The sequence below is a fragment of the Streptomyces sp. NPDC004126 genome, from assembly GCF_050275515.1.
Taxonomy (GTDB): Bacteria; Actinomycetota; Actinomycetes; order Streptomycetales; family Streptomycetaceae; genus Streptomyces.
The window spans coordinates 1-16860 of the sequence record NZ_JBNNPF010000066.1 but is presented as its reverse complement, the minus strand read 5'-3'; the positions used below and the strand labels follow the sequence as shown (position 1 = coordinate 16860).

The following is a 16860-nucleotide window of genomic DNA, read 5'->3' as shown; positions in this document are numbered from 1 at the left end:
GCGACGGAACCAGCGCAGCGACGGCTCCCCGACCCCGTTTTCCGAAGCAGCGGTAGGCGGACTTTCATCCACGGATTCACGGACATCCACGGGTAATCTCTCCCCCCTCGGGCGCACCAATTCAGCCACCCTCGGCATGCATTAATGTATTTCAAGCCACTGGCTCAAACTGCGAAGAGTTCGCTCCCCACTCACCCTCGCGCAAATGGCCATGCGAGCAGAGCATGAACCATCACCCCGACACCGTCACCCCTAGATTCCAGCCGCCTGCACGTCGTTTCCGACCGATTTATATCGATTGCCCCTGGCTGTGAGCCAAGTAAGGTGACAAAGGCCACACCGAATCGGAGTTAGTGGATTTTATTCACCGGTCCACTGCAAAATCAGCGGGCTATTTGTCAGTTGCCTGCCGCCCACGCGCCACAGCCGTCGGCGGCAGATCGTGGGGGGGTCCACATGTCGCCGTTTTCGGCGAACAATTTCCGCCTGCCCGGAAACAGAAAGGCACGCGCCAGACGTGCCCGCATCGCCGGGAGCACGGGCATCACGCTGTCCTTCGTCCTGGCGGTGACTCTGCTGCCCGTCGATGCCTGGGCCGCGCCGCCGGGCGACCGCAGCGGCGTCCAGTTACCCGGGCTCCAGCAGGACATGAAGGCGAAGCTCGACAAGGTAGAGGCGGCCAAACTCGAAGGCTGGACCGGCGCGCCGGTCCAGCCACCGCCCGAATACGAACCGTCGAAGGTGACGCCGCCGGCCGGCGGCACCGCCAGCGTCGCCCTGAGCGGTGACCAGCTGGTCCAGGCGGGAACCCTGCCTGTCAGCATCGGCAAGGCCTCGCCCACCGTCGAGAACCCGACTCCGCCCGCCCCTTCCGGTACCTGGTCGGTGGCGGTCGAGACCCGCGCCGCCACCGAGGCGGCGAACGTCGACGGCGCGCTGATCAAGGTGACCCCACCGGCCGAGGGCTCCACGCCGGTGGACATCCAGCTGGACTACAAGAAGTTCAAGGACCTCTACGGCACCGAGTGGGCCACCCGCCTGGAGCTCAAGCAGCTCCCGGAGTGCTTCCTCACGACTCCGGACGTCCCCGAGTGCTCCGTCGCCAAGGACGTCCCCAGCACCAACGACCCCTCCACCGGCACCGTCCGCGCCACCGTCGACCCGGCCACGACGCCGAGCCAGGGCCTGCGCACCATGGCAGGCGGCAGCGGCGGGCCCACCGTCCTGGCCGCCTCGGACGGCGCCTCGGGCGCGGGCGGCACGTACAAGGCGACGTCCCTGTCCCCGTCCGGTTCCTGGAGCGCCGGCGGCAGCGGCGGCGGCTTCTCCTGGTCGTACCCGCTGACCGTGCCCGCCCCGCCCGCCGGGCCGGCTCCGCAGGTCGGCTTCGGCTACTCCTCCCAGGCCGTGGACGGCAAGACCTCCGTGGCCAACGGCCAGGCGTCCTGGGTCGGTGACGGGTGGGGTTACGAGCCCGGCTACATCGAGCGCCGCTACCGCTCCTGCTCTGACGACCTCAAGGCCAACCCGGCCAAGCCGAACAACGACAACGGCACGGACAAGAAGAAGAGCGACCTGTGCTGGGCAGGCGACAACGTCGTCATGTCCCTCGGCGGGTCCACGACCGAACTCGTCCACGACGCGACGACCGGCAAGTGGATCCCCGCCACGGACGACGGCTCCCGGGTCGAGCGCAAGACGGACGCCGGCATCGCCAACGGGGCCAAGGACGGCGAGTACTGGGTCGTCACCACCCGCGAAGGCACCCGCTACTTCTTCGGTCGCCACGATGTCGACGGGGCGGGCAGCCGTCCGGTCACCAACTCAGTCCTCAGCGTGCCGGTCTTCGGCAACCACCCCGGCGAGCCCTGCTACCAGGCCTCCTTCGCCGCCTCCTCCTGCGACCAGGGCTGGCGCTGGAACCTCGACTACGTCGAGGACGTCCACGGCAACGCGATGATCGTCGACTGGGCCAGGGAGACCAACCGCTACGCGAAGAACGAGAAGTTCAAGCAGCCGGTCTCCTACGTCCGCGCCGGATACCCGACGCAGATCAGTTATGGCCTGCGCAGCGACAACCTGTCCGGTGCCCCGGCGGCCAAGGTCGAGTTCACCGTGGCCGAACGGTGCATCAAGGAGGGGACCACCCAGTGCTCGGACGCCGAGTTCGAGGGCAACAACTACGGTGACAAGCAGCCCTGGTGGGACACGCCGGCCACGCTGAACTGCAAGGCCACCGCCAAGGACTGCTTCACCGGTTCCCCCACCTTCTGGACCCGCAAGCGGCTGACGTCCGTCACCACCAAGGCCCAGCGCACCGAGGGTTCCACGGATCTGTCCCTCGTGGACCGCTGGGACCTGACCCAGTCCTTCCCCCGCCAGCGCACGGACACCCACCCGCCGCTCTGGCTGGAGTCCATCACCCGTACCGGCTACGGCATCCCGAAGGCGGGCGGCACCCAGGACAGCACCTCGCTGCCGGCCGTCTCCTTCCTGCCCAACGTCCGCGACATGCCCAACCGCGTCGCGACGAGCGCCACCGACGCCACCCCGGACTTCGACCGCCTGCGCGTGGAGACCATCCGCACCGAGACGGGCGGCGAGATCTCGGTCGGCTACTCCGCTCCCTGCCCCGTCGGTGGTACGCACCCGAAGCCGGAGGAGAACACCACCCGCTGCTACCCGGTGCACTGGTCGCCGGACAGCGAGGTGGAGAAGCCCCCGCTGGAGTGGTTCAACAAGTACGTCGTCGACAAGGTCACCGAGAAGGACCGCGTTTCCCGCCAGCCCGACGTCACCACGCGCTACACCTATGAGGGCGACGCCGCCTGGGGCAAGGACACCGACGAGTTCTCCAAGCCCGAACTGCGCACCTACAGCCAATGGCGCGGCTACGCCGGTGTGGTCGTGAACAAGGGCGTCACGGCCAACACGGGCAAGTCCGACGCGACCGAGGAGTCCCAGACCCGTACCCGCTACTTCCGGGGCATGTCCGGCGACGCGGGCCGACCCAAGATCACGGTCAAGGACTCCACCGGCACGGAGGACCTCGGCGAGGACCTGCCCCAGTACCAGGGCAGCGCCGCCGAGACCATCACCTACTCCAAGACCGGCGGCAGCGTCGTCGCGCGGTCCCTCACCTGGCCCTGGAGCCAGAAGACCGCATCCCGGCCAAGGGACGGCACCACACCACTGGACGCCTTCCGCTCGGGAACCTCACGCACGGACAACATCCAGACGGTGAGCGGCGGCGCGACCAGGACCCTCCGCAGCCGTACCGCCTTCGACCCCACCTACGGGCTCACCCAGACGGTGCAGAACGAGGCGATCAGCCCCGACGGCACCGGCGGCTGGAAGACCACCGACCAGACCTGCGCCACCACGGCCTACGTCCACAACACCGACAAGCACCTCATCGGTCTGCCCCAGCGGATCCGCACCACCGCGGGTGACTGCTCGCAGGCCGGAAGCGGCACACTGCTCTCCGACACGCGCACGTCCTACGACGCCCTGAACGCGTTCGGCGCCGCCCCCTCGAAGGGCCTCGTCCAGCAGGTCGACACCAACGACGCGGCCGGCACGGGCTGGATCACGACCGGCCGTACCGAGTACGACGCCCTGGGCCGTCCGGTCAAGGTGCTCGACGCGGCGGGCAATGCCGTCACCACCGCCTACAGCCCGGCGACCGGCACACCCTTCGCCGTGACCGGCACCAACGCCCTCGGGCACACGACCACCAGCAAGAGCGACCCGGGCCGCGGGCTCCCCCTGGAGGACTCCGACGGCAACGGCCGCAAGGTCACCACGACCTACGACAACCTGGGCCGCTCCACCGCCGTGTGGACGCCCTCTCAGAAACCCGGCACCGACAAGGCCGCCTTCACCTTCTCCTACCAGATCACGGAGCACGAACCGCCGGTCGTCACCAGCAACACGCTCCAGGACGACGGCACCTACAGCAAGGCCATCACGATCTACGACGGCCTGCTGCGCCCGCGCCAGAGCCAGGGCGAGGCCGTGGGAGGCGGCCGCCTCATCACGGACACGCTCTACAGCGCGAACGGCACGGTCCGGCACACGAACAACGGCTACTACGCCGAAGGCGTCCCGACGAACAAGATCTTCGTTCCGGAGAACGTCTTCCAGGTCCCGAACTCCACGGAGACGGCGTACGACGGCCTCGGCCGGGCGGTCCGCACCACCACGCTGCACGCGGACGTTCCGCAGTACTCCGACATCGCCCAGTACGAGGGTGACTTCACCCTCACCCGCTCGGCCATGTCCGCGGACGGCAACAGCCCCCTCAAGGGCAGCCGTGCCACGAAGACGTGGACCGACCCGCTGGGGCGCACGTCGGCCATCGAGTACGCGACGTCGACCGACCTCACCACCTGGACGAAGACCTCGTACGCCTACGACGTCCGCAACAAGCTGTCGCAGGTCACCGACGCGGCCGGCAACAAGTGGACGTACGGCTACGACGTCCGCGGCCGCAAGACATGGTCCGAGGACCCGGACACGGGACGGTCGGAGTTCGGCTACGACAACCTCGACCAGCAGCTCTGGGCGAAGGACTCCAGCGGGCGTACCCAGTACACGACGTACGACGTCCTCGGCCGCGCGACCGAGTTGCGTGACGACGCCCCCAACGGGCCGCTCGTCGCGTCCTTCACCTTCGACACCCTGCCGGGTGCCAAGGGCCGGCCCGTCGCGTCCACGCGCTACGAGGGCGGGGCGGCGTACACCAGCGAGGTCACCGGCTACGACGCCGAGTACCGCCCGACTGGCTCGAAGATCACGATCCCGAACGTCCCCGCGACCAAGGGCCTGGCCGGAACCTACGCCTACACCACCGCCTACACCCCGACCGGCAAGGTCCAGTCGACCACCCTCCCGGCCACCCCGGGTGGCCTGGCGGCGGAGAAGCTGGTCACCCGCTACAACGCCGACGGCCTGCCCCAGACCCTCTCGGGCCTGAACTGGTACACCGCCGACGTCAAGTACGGCCCGTTCGGGAACGTCCTGCGCACCGCGACCGGCAACGCGCCGAACCGGGTGTGGACAACAACCCTCTACAACCAGAACACCGGGCAGGTCACCAACCAGGTCACCGACCGGGAGACCGGCGGCCCCAACCGCGTCAGCGACGTCTCGTACGCGTACGACCCGGCGGGGAACATCACCTCGATCACCGATTCCCAGCCCGGCGGCCGGGAGGACCGCCAGTGCTACGCGTACGACCCGATGGGCCAGCTCACCAAGGCGTGGACGGGCAAGTCCGCGTCCTGCACGGGCCCCAGCCTGGCCGACGTCACCCCCGGTCCGGACGGTGACGGGTTCTGGCAGGAATACCAGTTCGACGCGATCGGCAACCGCACCAAGCTCGTCAACCGCGACCTCACCAACAGCGCGCTGGACGACGAAACCACTTACACCTACGGCGTCACCATCGCCGGCAACGGCGCCCAGCCTCCGCTGAAGACCCAGCCGCACGCCCTGTCCAAGGCCGAGAAGACCACCCGCAACCCGGGCTCGACGGTCACCTCCCTGTCCACCTACGAGTACGACGCCTCCGGCAACACCAAGAGCCGGCGCATCGACGGCGACACCCAGACCCTCAACTGGGACCGCCGCAACAAGCTCACCTCGGCCGGCAGCCCCGGCATCGGAGCCGTGTCCGTCATCGGCGCCTCCGGCAAGTGCCTCGACGTCGAAAGCGGCGGAACCGCTGACGGCACCCCGGTACAGATCTACCCCTGCAACGAGACCAAGGCCCAGCAGTGGCGCCTCACCGGCGACACCGTCCGCGCCCTCGACAAGTGCCTCACCACCAGCGGCAGCAAGCTGGTCCTGGCCACCTGTGACGGCAGCGAGAAGCAGAAGTTCGTCCACCGCGCCGGCGACAAGTCGCTCAACAACCCGGCCAGCAACCAGTGCGTGGACGTCCCCAACAACGCGGCTGACGGCACCGACCTCCAGCTGTGGCCCTGCAACGCGACCGGCCCCCAGCAGTTCACCTTCGACAACACCACCACGTACGTCTACGACGCCGGCGGCAGCCGCCTCATCGAGGAGACCGGCAGCTCCCGCACCCTCTACCTCGGCGAAGCCGAGATCACCGTCAACAAGGCCGGACAGGCCATCGACGCCGTCCGCTACTACGCCGGCGCCGGCGCCACCACGGTCCGCCGCACCAGCGGCAGGGCCGACAACCACCAGCTCACCGTCCAGCTCGCCGACCACCACGGCACGGCCACCACCTCGGTGGAGCAAACCGCCGGGCAGGCGCTGACCCGCCGCAAGTCGGACCCGTACGGCAACCCGCGCGGAGTCCAGCCCGGCAACTGGGCCGGCAGCCGGGGCTTCCTCGGCAGCGGTATCGACGACACCAACACGGGCCTGACCCACATCGGTGCCCGCGAATACGAACCGACCACGGGCCGCTTCATCTCCGTCGACCCGGTCATCGACATCACCAACCCGACACAGATGAACGGCTACTCGTACGCGAGTGCCAACCCGGTCAACAAGAGCGACCCGTCCGGTCTCATCGAGACCGACTGCAAGAACGGCCACTGCGGCGGCCACTACAACCCGCGCGACGACAACCTCCCGGTGGGTCACCCGGACCGCCCCACTCCCATCCGCGGCGACTACAACAGCGCGTACACGGAGCGCGACAAGGTCGCTCAGCCGTACTACGGCTCCCGGGCCGGCACCGGCCCCTCGAAGTCGAGGGTCTCAAGCCCCAAGAAGGCGGCGAGCTGCGGCCTGATCTCCATGTGCTCCGTGCGCAAGGCCGTCGACTCAGGCAAGAAGTTCTGGCAAGAGAACAAGATCGCGATCGTCTCCATCGTCACCGAGGTCGTGGTCGGGGTCGCCTGCGTCGCCGCCGCGGGAGCGGCGGGTGTCGCCACGGGCGGAGTCGGCTTCGCAGCCGCGGCCGGCTGCGGAGCGATAGCCGGCGCCGCGGGAGCGGCGGTCGCCAACTACATGGACCCGAATGCCGACCACAGCATCCTGGGCTCCCTCAAGGACATGGCGACAGGAGCCCTGTTCGGTGCCGCGGGCGGAGTCCTGGGCGCGGCAGCCGGCCCGGCCCTCGCCGCAGCAGGCAAGGCCATCGGCAAGGGCGTGGGCCAGGCCATCTCCAAGATCGGATCAAAGTTCGGCGGCAAGGGCGGATCGTGCCCCATCGGAAACAGCTTCGCGGCGGGCACCCTGGTCGTCATGGCCGACGGCTCGTCCAAGCCGATCGACGACCTGAAGCCGGGCGACAAGGTCCTCGCCACCGACCCGAAGACGGGTGAAACGGCGGCGAAGGACGTAACGGCCACCATCCTCGGTGAAGGCGCCAAGAACCTCGTTGAGGTCACGGTCGACACCGACGGCGACACCGGCACGGCCACGGACCTCATCACGGCCACCGACAAGCACCCCTTCTGGGCGGTCGACCTGGCGAAGTGGGTGGACGCCACCGACCTCCAGCCCGGCCAGTGGCTCCGCACCAGCGCTGGCACCCGCGTCCAGGTCCAGGCCGTCAAGCGCTGGACGGCCCAAGCCACGGTTCACAACCTCACCGTGGCAGACCTCCACACGTACTATGTGCTGGCTGGGGTCACCCCGATCCTCGTTCATAACTGTGGCGAGCAGCTTGAATTTGCTCATGGAACGACTGCATCGCATGCCGACGATATTGCGGCAAACGGCCTAAGTAGCGAAGCGGCGAAAGCCGCTTCGAGTGGTGGTGGTGTGGCGCAGCCAGGGAACCTGTTCTCTTACAGGGTCTCGGGAGCGTCCGATCCCAACTTCAGTACGGCGGCACAGTGGGGTGTGGCCCGGAACTACGGTAGGCAGAATGGAGCTGCGGTTCTCGTGTTCCGGATGTGTAAATGTACCTATGATCGACTGGTGAGTGAGGGGCACATCACCACAAGAACCACAGGTGACGGTATGCCCGAAGAAGTAATATTCAGGCCAGGCGCAATGCCTTTCTTGCGTAAGGTTGCCGACGTGCGTCTAGGTCAGTAGAAGTATCCCTTAGCGGTCAGGATGTGTTCATGAGTTTCGACTGGAACAGCTTCGATGCAGTCCAAATAAATATCGCATCCTGGCCCTTGGGCGAGTCTGACGGGTCCGGGCTCGTTCGGACCGAGTGGGAGATTCAGACACTCGACGACCTTCCGGGAGACCTAGTGGGTGATCAGGTGAGCCTGCATCACCTTTCAGCCGACATGTCTTTCGATCTCCACACCCTGGGCCCGCGGGTGTTGAGTATGACGTGCGTGTGCCCCGAGGAGATGCCAGGCCCTGCCAGGCTGGGGGCGGCATCGGCGGCTTGGAGATTCCTCGACGAGCAGGTCTCAAGACTTTGGATGATCGGAAAGTACCCCAGAGCCGTCCTTCCGGAATTCATGAGGCAGAGGCGAGGGTTGGTGGAGCAGATTCCGACATTCACCAGGGAGGCGTGGGTTTGGCTTTCACTGATTCGTTCCGAGCCTTTGCTGAGCGAAATGGCAGGGCGATCGAGTCAGGCTGAGCGTCTGATCTCCATCGTTGGCGATTCGACTAAGAGTCCCTTTCTCGTCGAATGCTTCTCCGAATTAGGCTGTCGCCTCTCCGTCAGGCCTGAGACTGGGCGATCCCGGGGGCTCGGACTGAGGCGAATTCAGAAAGCGGCCATTGAGTTCGGAGTGCGTGGAGTTAGTGACGGTTCGGTAGATTCTATGGCTTACGCCACGGAGCGGCTGTTTGATTCGCTCTTCGTTCTGGAGCGTTCGCTCGGCCTCGAAGTGTCGGGCGGCCTCTCTATGGAAGAAGACAGGGCATGGTTCGATGATGCTTCGAGTCTTACGGAGTTTGAGAATCTGTCTTCTGGAATCCTTGACCGGAGCCGCTCTTTCTGTGGCCGGCTGGTGAAATTCTGCTCCAGCGAACGTGCTCAACTTGCACTCAGGAATGAGTAGCGGAGCGGCGGGACCAAATGGGTACTCGGCAGGTGAGAAGCACCGAAGATTGGAACTTGCGCACGTTCTGGCGCGCACGTTCTGGCGCGCGCCTTCTCAAGGGTGGCTGTGTCCATCGACCTGGCCGACGATGATGACATTGCCCCGGACATCGCTACGGACATCGCTACGGACATCATCGAACCGGCTGCCGCCCTGTTCAAAGAGCTTTCAGAGGGTGACCGCCGGGCGCTGGCCGCGATCATCGTCGAGGTCTCCAAGCTGGCGACTGATCCGGTGCGAAAGGGATCGATGCTGAACCTGCCGCAAGAGATCGGTCTCCTCGAAGAGGAGTGACTTTTGGCGGCCTCCTCGGCCGCCAAATCGGACGAGGGGTTCAACCTCCGGTTAGCGACTGAAAAGCCTCGCCCACTGTCTTTGGGCGAGGCTTTTCGGGCAGCCTAACGGCAACGGTGACGGCAACGTCAGCGGACGACCGGTGCAGCGGGTGGGTCTTCGGGGGCGTCGTTGTCCGTGCCGAGAGCATCCCCCAGGGTGTTGATGGCTTGGCGTTAGTAGCTGACGGCAACGTCAGCGGACGGGTGCTGCGCAGCGTGGCGGGTCGTCGGGCTGGCCGGTGGTCTCATCGGAGCGCCGTAGGGTGCGGCCCAAGAGGTCGATGGCGTCCCGCTGGAGCCGGAGTCTCACGTGAGCATAGACGGTGGCCGTGACGCCGATGTGAGCGTGGCCGAGGAACTCTTTGATCACGACGAGTTCGACGCCTTACTCAAGGAGCAGGGTGGCGGTGGAGTGCCGTAGGTCGTGGAAGCGGATGCGGCGGATCCCTGCCCGATCGAGGAGCGCGCGGAAGCTGCGATTGAGGTTAGCGGGATCGATCGGCCCTCCTGCCGGCGTGCTGAAGACGAGGCCGTTGTCCCGCCAGTCGTCCGCTGCCGCCTCTCGTTCTCCTTCCTGTACCTCACGGTGCCCGGGGCGGGTGTTCCCACACCGCCGCCGGAGCAAGAACGAGAAGCTTCCCCAGTGGAAGCAGGACCACGACAGGTCCCACAAACAGGTCCGTGCCCGCGTCGAGCACGTCTTCGCCGGCATGAGGAGCTGAAAAATCCTGTGCGACTGCCGCCTGAAAGGCGACGGCGTGCACCACTCGATGTCGGGCATCGCCCGCCTGTACAACGTCAGCCTCGCCCGACAGTGACGGCCGGAACACCAACCGGTCGCCTCTCCACCAGCCTGAAGCTCACCTGCAGGGCAGCCCTCAGTAGATGATCCACGCCTGGCGGGGAAGGATGTGGTGCGCATCGTCCAGTACGTGTTCAGCGAAGACCACTGGGCGTGTCACCAGGTGATCGGCGACACGCTGTACGTTGACCACCAGCCCGAGGCTCCATGAGCCCGGGATACCAGTGCCCATATAGCCGAGCTCGAAATCGTCTTCGGGAAACCGCACCTCGGCCCGGTCGGTCATCCACCGTTCCACCTCGGAGGGCACGCGGCCCGTCAAAGCCACTCCCTCGGCGAGGACCTGTGGTCCCCGCAGGCCATCGGCAGTGAGCCCCTCAAGTTCCTCCCCCCGGCTGTAAAACAGGGAAAGCCCGAACTCCCGATACTCGCCCACCTCCCTAACCTGCCGACCGTCACGAAGGCATGTGGTTATGCACCGTTGGGTCTCCGCAGTAACGCGGGCGAGGACGTCCGACACCTCGTCCGGGTTCATACCGAAACGCAGCGGCCCCACGCCCAGATACGGGTCCAGGGTCCACTGAGACCGGGCGCTGTCGGGCCACACATCCCACCTGTCATCCACAGTCACATTCTGAGGCAGTACCCACCTGCCCGCGCCTGCGGCCCCGGGCTCAGCACAAGTTCGCACCTTCCAGGCTTGCCCGCGTCCGCGCCGAGCGCACCTGTCGACCACCGGAAGGCCTGGAGAATCGGGTGTGATGTCGGAAACCGATGGAGGCGGGGACGCGGCGGGCGCGGCCGAGTGAGGCCGAGGCGAGCTGCCGGGTGCGGGGCGGGTCGCCGCCGGCTGATCGCCCGAGGTGCGATGGGGCCAGCGAGCCGACGACGAGTTCGTCGGGTCGAGTCAGTCTGGCCGGGTGGTGTGGCCGGCCGGTGATGAGGGGGATGGTGGCATGGGTGCCGTGGTTGGCGAGGCACGGGCGATTTTGGATGAGTTCACGCGCGACGGGCGTTTGTCGCGGGAGTCGTTGGAGCGGGCGAGGTGGGGGGACTGGGAGCAGGCCACGCCGGCCTGGGTACTACTCATCGGTCTCAAGTGCCTTGTCTTCTTGCGCTGGGAGGAAGGCCGTAATGGGTCGGCGGTTTTCGGCGGCACGCCTGCGGGGTTGCCGCGTGAGCATGCCGATGCGCTGGTCGAGGTGCTCCGGGGCAATCTTTCGGCAGCTCGCGCGGCTCGGGCGGAGGGGCTGCTGACTCTCGACCGGGTGCTGGCCTTGCTGGTCACCGTCCTTGCCGCGGAAGCGATGACCCACGAAGAAATCGGCGTCCTGCTGGAATCGGCGGAGGCGATTCTGGAGGAAGCCCTCCAGGCCGGGGAGCTGCTCCGACCGTCCTATCGCGGAATCGACGTCGGTCCCTGGGACACCGGCGAAAGAGGCTGGCGGGCCGCGGACCTGATCGACCTCGGCGGGCTGAAGGTCCCGCGCATGGAGGTGGGGAGGATGGAGCTCAATCGGTCCCGGTCGGGCGGGGAGTACGTGGAGGCGGTCCTTGTCCGTGACAGGACCGCCAGTCTGCAGCTCCAGGCCTTCAGGACGTCCGGAGAGCCGGAATGGGAACGTACCTGCGATCGGCTCGCATCCGATGTGCGCGCCCGCGGCGGCGACGTCGAGCGATGGTCCGGGCGCGCGGGCGTCGAGCTCAGAGCGGTGGTCCGCGTCGTTGGTGATGCGCGAGGGCGGGACAGGGTGACGGTGCGGTTCATCGGGTGCGACGGTCCGGGGTGGCTCCTGAGGGGGGTGGTCGGCGGCGAGGTGGCGCGGCACGGCAGTCGTGACGACTGGGCGTACCGCTGCTTCGAGAGCGTGGTGGTGGACGCCTCTTTCACGGGGGACGCAGCGGCCGTTTCCACCTCACCCACCAGCTACTCGCCGAGTATGCCGCACGGGACGGACCGGACGATTCCAGTCAGGTTCCCCGACTGACCGGCGGTGTGAGGGCGGACACGTGGAGGGCGGGAACCCCGCCGGGAGCCGTTGGCGTTGGGGGGTGGTGGCGATCTTTGGGAGTGGGGTATGACCGGTAGGGCCGTGCGGGTGTGTGTGCTGGCCGGGGTCTGTGCCGTGCTCGTGGTCGCCGGGGTGGCCTTCGCGGTGGGGCGGTTCGGGACCGTTGCCGTGGGGGACGCCGGGCGCGGGAGTTATGTGCAGGGCGAGCGGGTGGGGGACGAGACCGCTGCCCGGGCGCTTGAGGGGCTCGTGGAGGGGGGCGGGGAGCGGAAGGCGGAGGCGGACGCGGCCGGGTGGAAGGTGTCGGAGCCGCTTGAAGCGGGGGTCGTTGAGGCCGAGTCGGCCAACGGGGCGTTGTTCTCGCCGGGGATGGACTGGGACGACGAGCATCACTGTTCCGGGAGTGTCGTGCACTCGGCTGATGGGGATCTTGTCGTGACCGCCGCGCACTGCGTGTATGCGCGGGGGTTCCGGACCAATCTGGCGTTCGTGCCCGGGTATGCGGATGGGAAGGCGCCGTTCGGGGTGTGGGTGCCCACGCGGGTCGATGTGGATCCTCGGTGGGTTTCGTCGGCGGACCCGGATTACGACGTGGCGTTCATACGGGTGCGGCGGCCCGGGCATCCCGAGCAGCGGCTGGAGGACGTCACCGGGGCGCACCCCGTGCGGTTCGGGCAGCAGCTGCCCGCGCCCGCCCGGCTGGTGGGGTACCCCAACGACGCCGAGCAGCCGTTGGGGTGCGCCAACACGGCCGTGGCCGCCGGGTCCACGCAGCTGCGGCTGGACTGCGCGGACGTGCCCAACGGGACCAGTGGCGGCCCCGTCCTGACCGCGGCCGGGACCCTGATCGGGGTGATCGGCGGCCGCGATGGAGGCGGGGACGAGGTGACTTCGTACAGCAGTTACTTCGGGGACGGGGTGCGCCGGCTGTACGAGCGGGCCGTCCGGGGTTAGTCAGGCCGGGTCGTGGTGCGGCGGGTAGGCCGTCGTGGTGCGGGGTGAGGTGGGCAGGCGCCACTTCGACAGGACGCGGAGCATCGTGCCCGGGGCGAGCAGGGTGTTCGGCGGGGCGGAGAGGGAGAGGACCCCGAAGAAGGGGGCCGAGATGGCCGGGTCGGTGTTGGCGCCGGCCATGACGCGGGACATGTAGGTCTGGAGGACGCGGGTCGCGCGGTCCGGCGGCGGGCCCTCGGTGCCGGGGTAGCGCAGGTCCTCGCTGGTGGCGATCTGCCAGGCGACGTTGGCGGCGGTGACGGTGTGCCGCTGGACGCGCCGGGTCTGGGCCGGGATCTGGGCGGTGGTCAGGCCCCTGATGGCGTCGCCCAGGGCCTGCGCCGTGATGGCGGCGACGGTCATGCCGTGCCCGTAGACCGGGTTGAAGCGGCAGGCCGCGTCGCCGACGACGAGGAGGCCCTCGGGCCAGCGGTCCATGCGCTCGTAGTGGCGCCACTCGTTGGCGGTGGCCCGGAAGCCGCTGGGCGGGGCCAGCGGTTCGGCGTCGCGGATGGCGTCGTAGAGGGCGGGGCTGCGCAGGGTGCGGGCGAAGCCGAGGAACTCGGGGTCCTTGGTGGGCGGGGCGTGTTCGCCGTTGCCGATCAGGGTGACCAGCCAGCGGTCCCCCTCCAGCGGCACCAGCACTCCCCCGCGCGGGCTCTCGGGGCGGCCCTGTACGTACATGCCGTGCCAGCGGCGCCGCGGGTCGTCCAGGGCGGCCTTGGGGATGGCGTACGGGCGGCTGGAGTAGCCGAGGTGGGAGTCGTAGCGGGTGACCGCCGGGGCGGGGTAGCCGAGGGCGGCCAGCCAGGCGGGGGCCTTGGAGGTGCGGCCGGTGGCGTCGACCACGAGCGCGGCGGCGAGGCGGCCGCCGTCGCGCAGGGTCACGCCGGTCACCGAGCGGTTGCCCGGCCCGCCGACGAGCCCGGTCGCGAGCCGGCCGCCGAGCATCCGGATCCGGCCGTCGCGCAGCACGGCGCGGCGCAGCGTCCAGTCGAGGAGCTCCCGGCTGCCGATCAGCATCCCGGCGCCGGGTACGTGCCGGAACCAGTCGGCGGGGCTCAGCCACAGGAAGTCGCGCGGCGACTCCAGCAGGGCGGCGCCGGCCTCCAGCAGCTCGGCGGTGGTGCCGGGCAGCAGCTGCTCCATCAGCTCGACACCGCGCGCCCACAGCACGTGCGCGTGCCGGGACTGCGGCAGGCCGGGGCGGAACTCCGGCCCGTGCAGGGACAGTTCGTCCCGCTCGACGACGGTGACGCGGGCGAACCGCCCTGCCAGGACCCGTGCCGTCAGCAGCCCGGCCAGGCCGGCCCCGAGGACCACCGCGTGGTCCCCGGGGGATTCTGTGTGGTTGTCCGGAGTGTCGTCCATGGGACGAGTGTCCGGCCGCCGGGGCGGCCCAGGTCAGGCCCCGGCCGGGGCGGACGGTTGCGTGCCGGGGCGTGGCGGGGGCGCGGACCGGCGGAGGGGGCGGCCGGGGGCGCGTGCGGGGGCAGCCGGAGGGGGCGGAACGGGCCGGGAGCTCAAAGGGCCGGGTACGTGACGCCCGTGAGCTTCTCGGAGGCGGTCCACAGGCGTTCGCCGGCCGCGTCGTCGAGGGTCCAGCCGGCCCGCCAGGAGCGTACGGGCGCCCCGCGCCAGCCGAGCCTCGGCCCGAAGAAGCCGTCCTGCGGGACCCCGGGCGCGGTGGCCGCGTACAGGGTGGGCAGGGCGCCGGAGGCGGCGGGCTGGGCGAGGACGGCGTTGCCGAGGGCCATGACGCGCGAGCCGATGCCGCGGCCCTCCAGGGCGGCGGCCCCGGCATGGAGGTTGGTGGAGGCGTAGCCGGGGTGCGCGGCGGCGGCCGTGACGGGGGAGCCGGCGGCGGTGAGGCGGCGGGCCAGCTCGTGGGTGAAGAGGAGGTTGGCGGTCTTGGAGCGGCCGTAGGCGGTCCAGCGGCGGTAGTCGCGCTCCTCGCCGCCGCCGAAGGGGGCCCCGGGCCGGCCGAGGACGTGGAAGCCGCTCGACACGTTGACGATCCGGGCGCCGGGGGCGGCCGCGAGGAGCGCCGGCAGCAGCAGGCCGGTCAGGGCGAAGTGCCCGAGGTGGTTGACGCCGAACTGGGTCTCGAACCCGTCGGCGGTGCGGCCGTACGGCAGGGCCATCACCCCCGCGTTGTTCACGAGGAGGTCGAGGGCGGGGTGGCGGCGGGCGAAGGTGCGCGCGAACTCCCGTACGGAGTCCAGGGAAGCGAGGTCCAGCTCCGCAAACTCGGCGGTCGCGCCCGGCACTTCGGCCCGCAGACGGGTCACGGCGGCCCGGCCGCGGGCGGCGCTGCGGCAGGCCAGGACGACGGTCGCGCCGTGCCGGGCGAGTTCGCGGGCGGTGACGTGGCCGATGCCGCTGTTCGCGCCGGTGACGACGGCGGTGCGGCCGCTCTGGTCCGGTATGCGGGTGGTGTTCCAGCCGGTCACGACAGCCTCCTCGGGATGGTCGCGGCCACCCTACTCAGGCGTACCCGCCGCCGACACCAGTACGTCGCCGGCCGCGACCCGGCTGTAGAGCACGCTGCGGCCCGCCCGCCGGCGCAGGATCAGGCCCGCCGCGAGCAGCACCTTCAGCTGCCCGGCCACCGCCCCCAGGCTGTACCCGGTCAGCGCCACCAGCTGCGTCGTGGACTTCGGGCTCTCCAGCAGCACCAGCACCCGCGCCCGCACCGGCCCCAGCAGCCGTACGAGCGCCTGCGGCGCGGCCGGCCCGGGACCCGGCTGGGTGAGCTGGCCCGCGCAGGGGTACACCAGCGCGTGCCGGTACGTACCGGTCCAGGCGACCCACCCGTGGGCGTGCGTCACCGGTACGAACACCAGCCCGGCCTCCCCCGACAGCTCGCGGGGCCGCCGCTGCTGGAGGTTGACCCGCAGCCGCCCGCCGCCCAGCCAGGCCATGCCCGGCCGCATCCCCGACAGGGCGGCCGCCCAGCCCTCCCGGCCGAGCTGGCTGGTGCGCACCAGGACGTCCGCCTCCGCGATCCGGCGGCGCCGGTCCCAGTCGGGGCGTACGGCCTCCTCCCAGACCCACTCCAGCAGTTCGGCCGTCCTCGAGCCGAGGCCGCGCGCCCGGTCGAGGCCCTCGGGGAGCCGGCCGGTGGCGGCGCGCAGGTCGGTACGGACCACCGCGTCCGGGGCGGCGCGCACGGTGGCGAGCTCCTCGGCGAAGGCGCGGCCGTCCCGGTGGGCCGGCGGGGTCAGGTACCCGGCGATCCACAGCCGGCCGAGGGCGGCCCGCACCAGGGCGGCGGTGAGGGGGTCGGCGGCCAGGTGGGCCCGGTAGTGCGGGAGCCGGTCCGCGAGCCAGGCCCGCTCGGCGGGGTGGGCGGGGGTGCGGCGCTCCAGGGCCATGAGGGCGGCGGTGGTCTCGGCGAGGGGGGACACCACGAAGCGGCTGCGCGCGAGCGCGTCGGTGTCTATGCGCCACCATCCCATGGCGTCGCGCCCCCCTTGCTGGTGTCCGGGCCCCGGGTGGGCCGGGGCTGCCGGTCCGATCATGCCGTGCCGTGCCCCTGGCCGGGGGGTGCGGGGGGGGCCGCCGGAACCCGTGACGCCGTGCCCCGGGCCACCGGGTGTCGGGCCACCGGACCCCGGGTCGCCGGGCGGGGGGGGCGCCGCTGCGCGGGGCTGGTCCCCTACCCGCCCTTCGCCCGTTCCCTGGGGCTCCGCCCCAGACCCCGCGCC

General features: G+C 69.7%; 9 protein-coding genes and 2 pseudogenes. 6 read left to right on the top strand and 5 right to left on the bottom strand.

The genetic code is table 11. The features are described 5' to 3' along the window. Positions 1-567 precede the first annotated feature (567 nt). The 3 genes from ACQKM2_RS36165 (at position 568) to ACQKM2_RS36155 (ending at position 9302) form a co-directional block, all read left to right on the top strand. Positions 568-8031 (top strand): ricin-type beta-trefoil lectin domain protein, encoded by a 7464-nt coding sequence (locus ACQKM2_RS36165; RefSeq protein WP_427717307.1) that lies wholly within the window; start codon positions 568-570, stop codon positions 8029-8031. Positions 8032-8060: 29 nt separating this feature from the next. Further along, positions 8061-8966, top strand: a complete 906-nt coding sequence (locus tag ACQKM2_RS36160; RefSeq protein ID WP_427717306.1) for a hypothetical protein — start codon at positions 8061-8063, stop codon at positions 8964-8966. 108 nt (positions 8967-9074) lie between these two features. Beyond that, positions 9075-9302 carry a hypothetical protein gene (locus ACQKM2_RS36155; RefSeq protein WP_427717303.1) on the top strand — a complete coding sequence of 76 codons (228 nt, stop codon included), beginning with the start codon at positions 9075-9077 and terminating at the stop codon, positions 9300-9302. Positions 9303-9536: 234 nt separating this feature from the next. Here the strand turns inward: ACQKM2_RS36155 and ACQKM2_RS36150 are convergent. Beyond that, positions 9537-9965: pseudogene (locus tag ACQKM2_RS36150) on the bottom strand (tyrosine-type recombinase/integrase); the annotation flags it as partial. Here ACQKM2_RS36150 and ACQKM2_RS36145 point away from each other — a divergent pair. Next, positions 9937-10161, top strand: a pseudogene (locus ACQKM2_RS36145) (IS5/IS1182 family transposase); the annotation flags it as partial. The pseudogenes ACQKM2_RS36150 and ACQKM2_RS36145 sit on opposite strands and share 29 nt — an antisense overlap. Before the next feature lie 60 nt (positions 10162-10221). Here the strand turns inward: ACQKM2_RS36145 and ACQKM2_RS36140 are convergent. After that, complete coding sequence (locus ACQKM2_RS36140) at positions 10222-10581, bottom strand: hypothetical protein (RefSeq protein WP_427717300.1); 360 nt, start codon at positions 10579-10581, stop codon at positions 10222-10224. A 520-nt stretch (positions 10582-11101) separates the two neighbouring features. On the opposite strand from ACQKM2_RS36140, the gene ACQKM2_RS36135 reads away from it, so the two are divergent. Beyond that, complete coding sequence (locus ACQKM2_RS36135) at positions 11102-12133, top strand: DUF3710 domain-containing protein (RefSeq protein ID WP_427717297.1); 1032 nt, start codon at positions 11102-11104, stop codon at positions 12131-12133. A 90-nt stretch (positions 12134-12223) separates the two neighbouring features. Then, positions 12224-13111: a trypsin-like serine peptidase gene (locus tag ACQKM2_RS36130; RefSeq protein WP_427717295.1), complete on the top strand. Its 888-nt coding sequence runs from the start codon at positions 12224-12226 to the stop codon at positions 13109-13111. On the opposite strand, the gene ACQKM2_RS36125 is transcribed toward ACQKM2_RS36130, so the two are convergent. From ACQKM2_RS36125 to ACQKM2_RS36115, 3 genes are all read right to left on the bottom strand, one after another. Then, a complete protein-coding gene (locus ACQKM2_RS36125; RefSeq protein WP_427717293.1) occupies positions 13112-14521 on the bottom strand; it encodes an NAD(P)/FAD-dependent oxidoreductase in 1410 nt (469 codons plus the stop codon). It lies immediately after the preceding gene. 152 nt (positions 14522-14673) lie between these two features. Then, positions 14674-15603 (bottom strand): oxidoreductase, encoded by a 930-nt coding sequence (locus ACQKM2_RS36120; protein WP_427717290.1) that lies wholly within the window; start codon positions 15601-15603, stop codon positions 14674-14676. Positions 15604-15633: 30 nt separating this feature from the next. After that, positions 15634-16611: a transcriptional regulator gene (locus ACQKM2_RS36115; protein ID WP_427717288.1), complete on the bottom strand. Its 978-nt coding sequence runs from the start codon at positions 16609-16611 to the stop codon at positions 15634-15636. Positions 16612-16860 lie beyond the last annotated feature (249 nt).

Coding starts and splice junctions, on each gene's coding strand:
- ACQKM2_RS36160 (WP_427717306.1), top strand. CDS start 8,061: ATGAGTTTCGACTGGAACAGCTTCGATGCAGTCCAAATAAATATCGCA.
- ACQKM2_RS36135 (WP_427717297.1), top strand. CDS start 11,102: ATGGGTGCCGTGGTTGGCGAGGCACGGGCGATTTTGGATGAGTTCACG.
- ACQKM2_RS36130 (WP_427717295.1), top strand. CDS start 12,224: ATGACCGGTAGGGCCGTGCGGGTGTGTGTGCTGGCCGGGGTCTGTGCC.
- ACQKM2_RS36125 (WP_427717293.1), bottom strand. CDS start 14,521: ATGGACGACACTCCGGACAACCACACAGAATCCCCCGGGGACCACGCG.
- ACQKM2_RS36115 (WP_427717288.1), bottom strand. CDS start 16,611: ATGGGATGGTGGCGCATAGACACCGACGCGCTCGCGCGCAGCCGCTTC.